This is a genomic window from Bartonella sp. AA83SXKL (assembly GCF_042196965.1).
Taxonomy (GTDB): domain Bacteria; phylum Pseudomonadota; class Alphaproteobacteria; order Rhizobiales; family Rhizobiaceae; genus Bartonella.
Window position 1 is genome coordinate 1 of the sequence record NZ_JBHIRG010000037.1, and the last position, 7,391, is coordinate 7,391.

Genomic DNA, 7,391 nt, shown 5'->3' on the forward strand with positions numbered 1-7,391 from the left:
CGTAAGGGTCTATCGGTTCGTGCGTTTGCGAAGAAGATGGGTGTTTCACATAATGCGGTGGTTTCTCGGATAAAGACAGGTAAATTTGATGCGGCTCTTTTTGAAGATGGTTCTGTCAATGAAGCCCTTGCAACAGCCATCTGGAATGAGAATCCAACAAAGCGCCCACCCCCATTTTTAGCGCCTGATGGTCAAGCGCGGACAAAGATCAAACAAGCCTCCACAGAGGGCGCTAATGAATACAAGATAAAACTGGAGCGAATGCAAGTTGCGCTAGCAAAAGAAAAAATTGCTCTGGAAAAGTTACGCGAAACCACTGTTGATCGTGAAGAAGTGAGAAAAGAAGCATGGAACTTTGGAAGAGCGCATCGAGATACAATGCTCAATTTTGCCTATCGCTTTGGTACTGAAATTGCGGCGCAAGTGGGATGTGATGCTGCGAGCCTTATTGGAGCTATCGATCATCATATGCGCAAAGCTTTAGTGGAAAATGTCGTCCCTGTTTCTTTTCACGATCCCAACATTTTAGAAGAGAATCCAGAACATGATAAGTGATGCTTTGCCCTCGTCCTCTGATGCTGGGCTCTTTTTTTGCTATGCGAATGAAGGACGCCGTCCTGACCCGCCTTATACTGTTTCCCAGTGGGCTGATAAAAATCGTTATTTGAGCACAGTTACGAGTGCTGAGCCTGGATTATGGAGGACTATACGTACCCCCTATTTACGAGAGATCATGGATAATCTTTCTGTTTATGATCCGACTGAAACAACGGTTGTGATGAAGGGGGCTCAGATTGGAATGTCGGAAGCAGCATTGAACTTTTGTGGTTATGCCATTCATCATAGTCCAGGACCTGCCCTTTATGTGATGCCGACAGTTGAGACCGCTAAGAAACTGTCAAAGTCTCGTCTTGATCCGATGATTTCAGCTAGCCCTGCTTTAAGTGAACGCATTGCTCCTGCTCGTGCAAGAGACAGTGGTAATACAATGTTTTCAAAGGAATTTTATGGGGGGACATTGATGATTACAGGAGCAAATAGTGCTGCTGGATTGCGTTCTTCTCCTATTCGCTATTTGGTTTTGGATGAAGTCGATGCTTACCCATTGAATGTCGATAATGAAGGCGATCCTGTAACAATTGCTGAAAAACGAACCTCTGCTTTTATTCAACGTAAAATTTTTAAATTGTCCACGCCGACACACCGTGACACAAGCCGTATTGCCAAGGATTTTGTGCTAGGTGATCAAAGATATTACAATGTCCCTTGTGATGCATGTGGTGTTCTACAACCCATTGTTTGGTCACAAATTAAGTGGCCAAAAGGCGCCCCCGAAAAAGCTGTTTTTGTTTGTGCGCATTGTGGTCATGAACATGCCGAACATCGTAAGTCCACCTTAATGGCAGAAGAAAACGGTGCTTGCTGGATCGCAACCCAGGAGTCAAGTAAGCCTCGTCTGCGTTCTTACCATATTTCAGCGCTTTATTCGCCATGGCTGACTTGGGGCGATTGTGCGCGCGAATTTTTAAGAGCCAAAGAAGACCCTGCTCTTTTGCAAGTTTTTATTAATACAGTGCTTGGAGAGCCATGGGAGGACAGAACAGGCGAAGTTGTTGACCCAGATAGCCTCTATGCAAAACGCGAAGATTATCCCCTTGCACCAGAACAAGCCGTGTTGTTAACAGCTGGTATTGATGTGCAAAATGACCGCTTAGAACTTGAAGTGGTTGGATGGGGACGCAGTGAAGAAAGTTGGCATATTGATTATCAAGTGATCCTTGGTGATCCCTCTTCTTTTGAAGTATGGGACCAGCTGGATGAATACCTTACAAAACGCTGGCCACATACAGGCTATAAAGAGGGAATTAGGATAACAGCTGCTTGTATTGATACCGGTGGTGGACACACACAGGCGGTTTATAATTATGTACGCCCGCGTGAAGGGCGGCGTATCTGGGGCATTAAGGGGCAAGCGGGATGGCGTGCGGTATGGCCACGCCGACCAAGCAAAAACAATAAGGGGCAGATTAATCTCTATATTGTTGGTGTTGACGCGGCAAAAGATATTATCACGGCACGGTTTAAAAAATCGGGACCTGAAGCATCAGGGGCTGGTGCAACACACTTTCACAAAAGCCTTGATAGAGAATATTTTGACCAACTGACCGCTGAAAGAAAAGTCATCAAATATTTTAAAGGCTTCAAGCGTATTGAATGGCAAAAAAGTGAAAAGGCAAGAAACGAAGCCTTGGACTGTAGGGTCTATGCTTATGCTGCTTTACAAGGTCTGATTTCGGCAGGAATAAACCTTAATCGAGAAGTCGATATCTTAGAAGAGCGTTTGGAAAAACTTAAAATTGAAGGCGCTTTAGAACAGCCAACATCAGAACATGTGCCCTCTCCTTCTCCAAGAAGATCTCAGACAGCACAGCCTCAAAAGAAGCCATTCAGAACAATGATGAATCCTTATATGCGAGGGGATTGGAGGTAATTTGTGGGTGAAACTTTAGAACCAATTAACAGCAAAATTGAGAGACTTGAAAACTTAAAAAGGCGGCGTGAACAAATTGAAGAAGCTCTTTATTCGGGAGCACAATCGGTGCGCCATGGCGATAAGCAAGTCAGTAACCGCTCTGTTGAGGAACTGCGCAGAGCGCTTGAGATGCTGAACACACAAATAGCCAACCTTGAAGGGCGCAAGCGTTCACGCGTTTTCTATTTTAATATATCACGAGGCTATTAATGGCTGGCTTTATCAATAAACTCACGGGCTTTTTTAAAATTTCTCGTCAACACAATCCCCATTTTGAAGCGGCAAGCAAAAGCCGCCGTATGGGTGGTTTTGACCCCGCAAAGAAACATATCAATAAAGCGATTGAAGAATGCGGTGATACCATTGTTGCTCGTTCAAGATGGCTCTATGATAATGAATCTCTTTATGGGTCTGCAACAGAAGAATGGGTCTCTGCGGCTGTTAGTGATGGGATTAAACCCTATCCTCGTATTGAAGGTTTTCAAGAAGAAAAGAAAAAGCTTTTAGACTTATGGTGGCAATGGGTTGATGAGGCGGACTATGATGAAGATGCCAATTTTTATGGACTTCAAGCAACCATTGCACGAGAAGTCTTTCTAACTGGTGAATGTTTTGTAAGACTACATTATGTTGACCTCTACGGGCGCTCTGGTGTGCCGCTTCAATTACAAGTTTATCCCACCGAAATGTTGGACCTTTCCTACAATGGACCGGCTGAGATTGAAGGCAATTACATTCGTATGGGGATTGAATTTAATGCCAGTGGTAAGCGCGTTGCTTATCATTTCTGGGAACATCACCCCTATGATGATTGCCCTTTCAACACAGTCTTTGAGAGTCAAGAACGCATACGTGTGCCTGCTGAAATGGTCATTCATATCAAAGAACGCCGGATTGCTGGACAATTGCGCGGTTCTCCAAAAATAACGCGCTGTATGACAAAGATCTTTCAACTCGAATCCTATGATGATGCAGAACTTGATCGAAAAAGGACAGCGGCTCTTTTTGCGGTGTTTATTACAGGGAAGGAATCTCATGATGCGGCATTAGAGGAAAATCGTGAGCAAACGACGCCCCCAAAGAAGACTGAAGAGGCACCTGACGTGGATAAAATTTATCCTGGATCGGTCAACATGGTCGATGGCGAAAAACAAATTACATTTTCAACCCCTGTTGAGGTTGGTGGTTCTTACGAGGCTTTTCAATTTCGCAATATCTTGAAAATTTGTGCAGCACTTAATATGCCTTATGCCGTTGTGACTGGAGACGTTACGCGGGGGAATTTTTCCAATGTGCGAACCTCTATCATTCAGTTTAGACGGCATGTCAAACAATGGCGTGAACATATCATTGCCTTTCAGTTTAACCGCATTGTTTGGGAACGTTTTGTTGAAATGGCAGTGCTTGTCAAATGCGTCAATTTGCCAGGGTGGGAAGAAAATTCCTTGCCATGGCTTCAATGTGAAAGCTTTGCGCCCCCGCTTGAAATGATTGATCCAAACAAGGATATCTCAGCGGAAAAAGAAGAAATTCGTGCAGGCTTGAAAACACGACGCATGGCACTTGCCGAGCGTGGCTTTGATATCGACAGCATTCATGCCGAACTTGAAGAAGAGCACACAGACGCTCGTGCGCGCGGCTTATCTTTTGACACCGATATGGCGGCACCGGCTGGTAGCAATCAAGTAATTGATACCGCAGATTCAGAACCTTCTGAAACTTATGAAAGTAACCAAGGCAGTAAGGCGCAGACAAATGGTGAATAATCTCGACATGCCGTTTTTGGTATCACGGCTTTTTGGTGTTCCTCATATGCTTGCATCGACAAAACTTGATGTCATTTTGAATGCTCTTGCACCGCGTCTTTTTGAGGGAGAAAAGTTTGCCCCTGGGGCTTTTGCGCAAGGGGATACAACGGCTTTAAGCCCCCCTGAAACTTATGTAGTACAAAACAATGTTGCTATCCTACCGGTTCATGGCACGCTTGTGCGTCGCGGTGCATGGCTTGGGGCTTTATCAGGGCTAACCTCTTATGAAGGTTTAAGCGCTTCTTTTCGTGAAGCCATTGCACAACCTGATGTTCGCGCTGTTTTACTTGATATTGATAGCGGCGGTGGAGAAGCCGGTGGTGTGTTTGATTTGGTTGAAGAGTTTCAAACACTCTCAAAACAATACGACAAGCCCATTTGGGCACATGCCAATGAGTTTGCTTGTTCAGCGGCTTATGCCATTGCCTGCTCTGCTTCTCAAATATGGATTGCTCGCACGGGTGTTGTGGGCTCGATTGGGGTTGTTTGCGCTCATCTTGACCAATCCCGTGCAGATGAGAAACACGGGCTTAAATGGACCTTTGTCTTTGAAGGTGATCACAAAACCCATGGCAACCCTCACGAACCCTTGAGCGATACAGCACAGATAAAAATGCAAGCCGATTGCGCCCTGCTCTACGAGATGTTTGTCGATTTGGTGGCGCAAAACAGACGCTTAAATGCTGCTGCAATTCGTGACACAAAAGCAGAAACTTTTATAGGCACCCAAGCGATCACGCTTGGATTAGCAGATGTGCAAGGCACCCTTGCGCAAGCTTTGGAAGCCTTAACGGATTCCATATCACAAAACCCAACATCAACAACAAAAGAAGGACAAAACACATGGCACGCACACAATACCGCGCTGAAGAAGAGGATGACGAAAAGATTGTCGACATCATCAATGACGAGGAAGAGGACGAAGACGATAGCGACATCGACAAAAATGCCGAAGACTTCGACGATGAAGAAGACGAAGAGGACGAAGACAATGAGGACAATGAAAACAAGCGCGAAGATATGAAAGCCGTGCTTGAAAAAGAAAGAAAGCGCGCAAAAGCACTAACAACCCTTGAAAGGCAAGCAAAGCACTTAGGCGTTTCTTTTGACGCAGCAAAAGCTATTCAAAACGGTATGAGTATCGAGAAAGCACGCCAGTGTGTGTTGACGGCTGCTAGCTCTCAAAGCGCGTCTTTAAAAGTCTCGCCTTATACCCCTCATAGTGATGGGACGAGCAAGGCAAAGATTCATACAAAATGGGAAGCAGCTTGGAGGGCAGTGAAATGACGAATATTATTTATGACGACGTACGCAATGGCGCTTATCTTGGACCTTACGACCCCGATATGTCAAACGAAGAAGTGGTGTTTGCATCAGGAGCATTCATTGAAGCGGGAACTGTCATGGGGAAAATTACAGCATCAGAAAAATATGCCCCCCTTAATCCAGCAGCATCAGATGGCAGCCAAATCCCTGCTGGAATTTCTTTTGCCACTGTTGATGCCTCTCAAGCCGATCAACGTGCCGTAATGACAGCACGCTTATGCACTGTAAAAGCTTCTGAATTGCTATGGCCAGATGCCATTACAGATGAACAAAAAAGTGCTGCCATTCAGTCTCTCGAAGACCATAACAATATTTTATTGCGATAGGAGAATGCGCACATGGATATGAATTTTTTTAAACATGATGCTTTCTCAGCCATCACAATGATGAAAGCCATTGAAAACTATGAATTTCAACCGGGGCTTATTAGTTCTCTTGATCTTTTTGAGGAAGTGGAAACAAGCACCACAGTGGTTGGTATTGAAAGACGTGACAATACATTGTCCTTGATTCAAACCAGTGAACGTGGCGCACCTTTGGCAGAAGGTGATAGAGAGGGTCGTAATCTTCGGTTTTTCAAAACAACACGGATTGCCAAAAGTGACACGGTGAAATCAGAAGAAATCCAAAACCGTCGTGAATTTGGCGCAGAAGATCAGTTAGAGACAGCAATGAAATATATTGCCAGAAAACAAAAGAAACTGATTTCTGAAATCGAATTGACATGGGAAAATATGCAACTTGGCGCTGTTCAAGGGGTGGTTCTTGATGCCGATGGCTCTGTTATTGTCGATTGGTACAAGGAATGGGAAATCGCACCACCAAAGCCCATTGACTTTAAACTAAATACAGAAACAACCAATGTTGCGGACCATGTTGATCAAGTCATTATGAAAATGATTGAAGCTTCAAAAGGAGCTTTTTCTGATCGTTCACGCATTATTGGGCTTTGTGGAAATGAATTCTTTTCCAAGTTGAAAAACCATAAAACAATTCGTGAAACCTATCTCAACACAGCTCTTGCACAAACTTTAAATAGTGCTGGAGGTGTTGCAACACCAAGTTCGATTGGCTCTGGGAGCTTTGGTAGTTTTGACTTTGCGGGTGTGACTTTCATTAATTACCGGAGTATTCACAACTATAATGTGAGTGCGAAGGCTGGAACAAAGCGCGCCATAGGCATTAAGCCGGATGAATGTCAATTCTTGCCTGCCAATGCACCGGGAGTGTTTCAAAAAACCTTTGCACCGGGAGAAAGTTTGGATTTTGCCAACACGGTTGGAAAACCGCTCTACACCATGCTTATCGTCGACCACGACCGTAATGCATGGGTAAAACCGGAGGTCTATAGCTATCCGCTTTACATTTGCACACGCCCTGAAATGCTGTTCAAAGCAGTTATAGGAGCGAAATAACATGCGATGGCACGGGCTGCTAAATCAAATGGTTAAAGATGTACGCAACACCTTTGGGCAGCCCGTCATCTACACACGAAAGGACAATCAGCAATCTTTTCGTATCACAGCGATTTACACCATTAAACATTCAGAATCGGACGCCGGTGGCAGAATCCCCACCACAATTCCAAGAAAGGAACTTGATCTTTGTATCAATGATATTGGGGGGTTACCACCAAAACCTCAAGATAGTATTGTGGTCCTCTCTCCTGAAAACAACAAAGCCCCCTCTTCTCAAGAACACTTCGTGGTCACAGATGTCCAAGC

The 7,391-nt window shown here is 44.7% G+C and carries 8 protein-coding genes and 1 pseudogene; all 9 read left to right on the forward strand.

Going from position 1 to position 7,391, the window contains the following annotated elements; genetic code table 11:
• A partial coding sequence (locus ACFINO_RS08705; RefSeq protein WP_375655464.1) for a hypothetical protein occupies positions 1–555 on the forward strand: 555 nt, incomplete at its 5' end.
• Entirely contained in the window at positions 545–2,491 is a 1,947-nt protein-coding gene (locus ACFINO_RS08710) for a phage terminase large subunit family protein (protein ID WP_375655465.1), read from the forward strand. The genes ACFINO_RS08705 and ACFINO_RS08710, both read left to right, overlap by 11 nt.
• Before the next feature lie 3 nt (positions 2,492–2,494).
• A complete protein-coding gene (locus tag ACFINO_RS08715) occupies positions 2,495–2,743 on the forward strand; it encodes a phage head-tail joining protein (protein WP_375613951.1) in 249 nt (82 codons plus the stop codon).
• Entirely contained in the window at positions 2,743–4,299 is a 1,557-nt protein-coding gene (locus ACFINO_RS08720) for a phage portal protein (RefSeq protein WP_375655466.1), read from the forward strand. The genes ACFINO_RS08715 and ACFINO_RS08720 overlap by 1 nt, the downstream gene beginning before the upstream one ends.
• Positions 4,300–4,345: 46 nt before the next feature.
• Positions 4,346–5,125, forward strand: a pseudogene (locus ACFINO_RS08725) (S49 family peptidase); the annotation flags it as partial.
• A 236-nt stretch (positions 5,126–5,361) separates the two neighbouring features.
• The gene (locus ACFINO_RS08730; RefSeq protein WP_375655467.1) at positions 5,362–5,628 is read left to right on the forward strand and encodes a hypothetical protein; all 267 of its coding nucleotides are present in this window, start codon (positions 5,362–5,364) and stop codon (positions 5,626–5,628) included.
• Positions 5,625–5,993, forward strand: coding sequence for a head decoration protein (locus ACFINO_RS08735; protein ID WP_375655468.1), 369 nt, complete (start codon positions 5,625–5,627; stop codon positions 5,991–5,993). Before ACFINO_RS08730 ends, ACFINO_RS08735 begins: the two co-directional genes overlap by 4 nt.
• Positions 5,994–6,005: 12 nt before the next feature.
• Positions 6,006–7,082 carry a major capsid protein gene (locus ACFINO_RS08740; RefSeq protein WP_375655469.1) on the forward strand — a complete coding sequence of 359 codons (1,077 nt, stop codon included), beginning with the start codon at positions 6,006–6,008 and terminating at the stop codon, positions 7,080–7,082.
• A gap of 1 nt (position 7,083) precedes the next feature.
• Positions 7,084–7,391 (forward strand): hypothetical protein (locus ACFINO_RS08745; protein WP_375655470.1); only part of this gene is annotated, 308 nt, incomplete at its 3' end.

What these genes read in the sequence shown, in the direction of transcription:
- ACFINO_RS08740 (WP_375655469.1), top strand. Translation starts at nt 6,006, where the DNA reads ATGGATATGAATTTTTTTAAACATGATGCTTTCTCAGCCATCACAATG.
- ACFINO_RS08720 (WP_375655466.1), top strand. Translation starts at nt 2,743, where the DNA reads ATGGCTGGCTTTATCAATAAACTCACGGGCTTTTTTAAAATTTCTCGT.
- ACFINO_RS08730 (WP_375655467.1), top strand. Translation starts at nt 5,362, where the DNA reads ATGAAAGCCGTGCTTGAAAAAGAAAGAAAGCGCGCAAAAGCACTAACA.
- ACFINO_RS08710 (WP_375655465.1), top strand. Translation starts at nt 545, where the DNA reads ATGATAAGTGATGCTTTGCCCTCGTCCTCTGATGCTGGGCTCTTTTTT.
- ACFINO_RS08735 (WP_375655468.1), top strand. Translation starts at nt 5,625, where the DNA reads ATGACGAATATTATTTATGACGACGTACGCAATGGCGCTTATCTTGGA.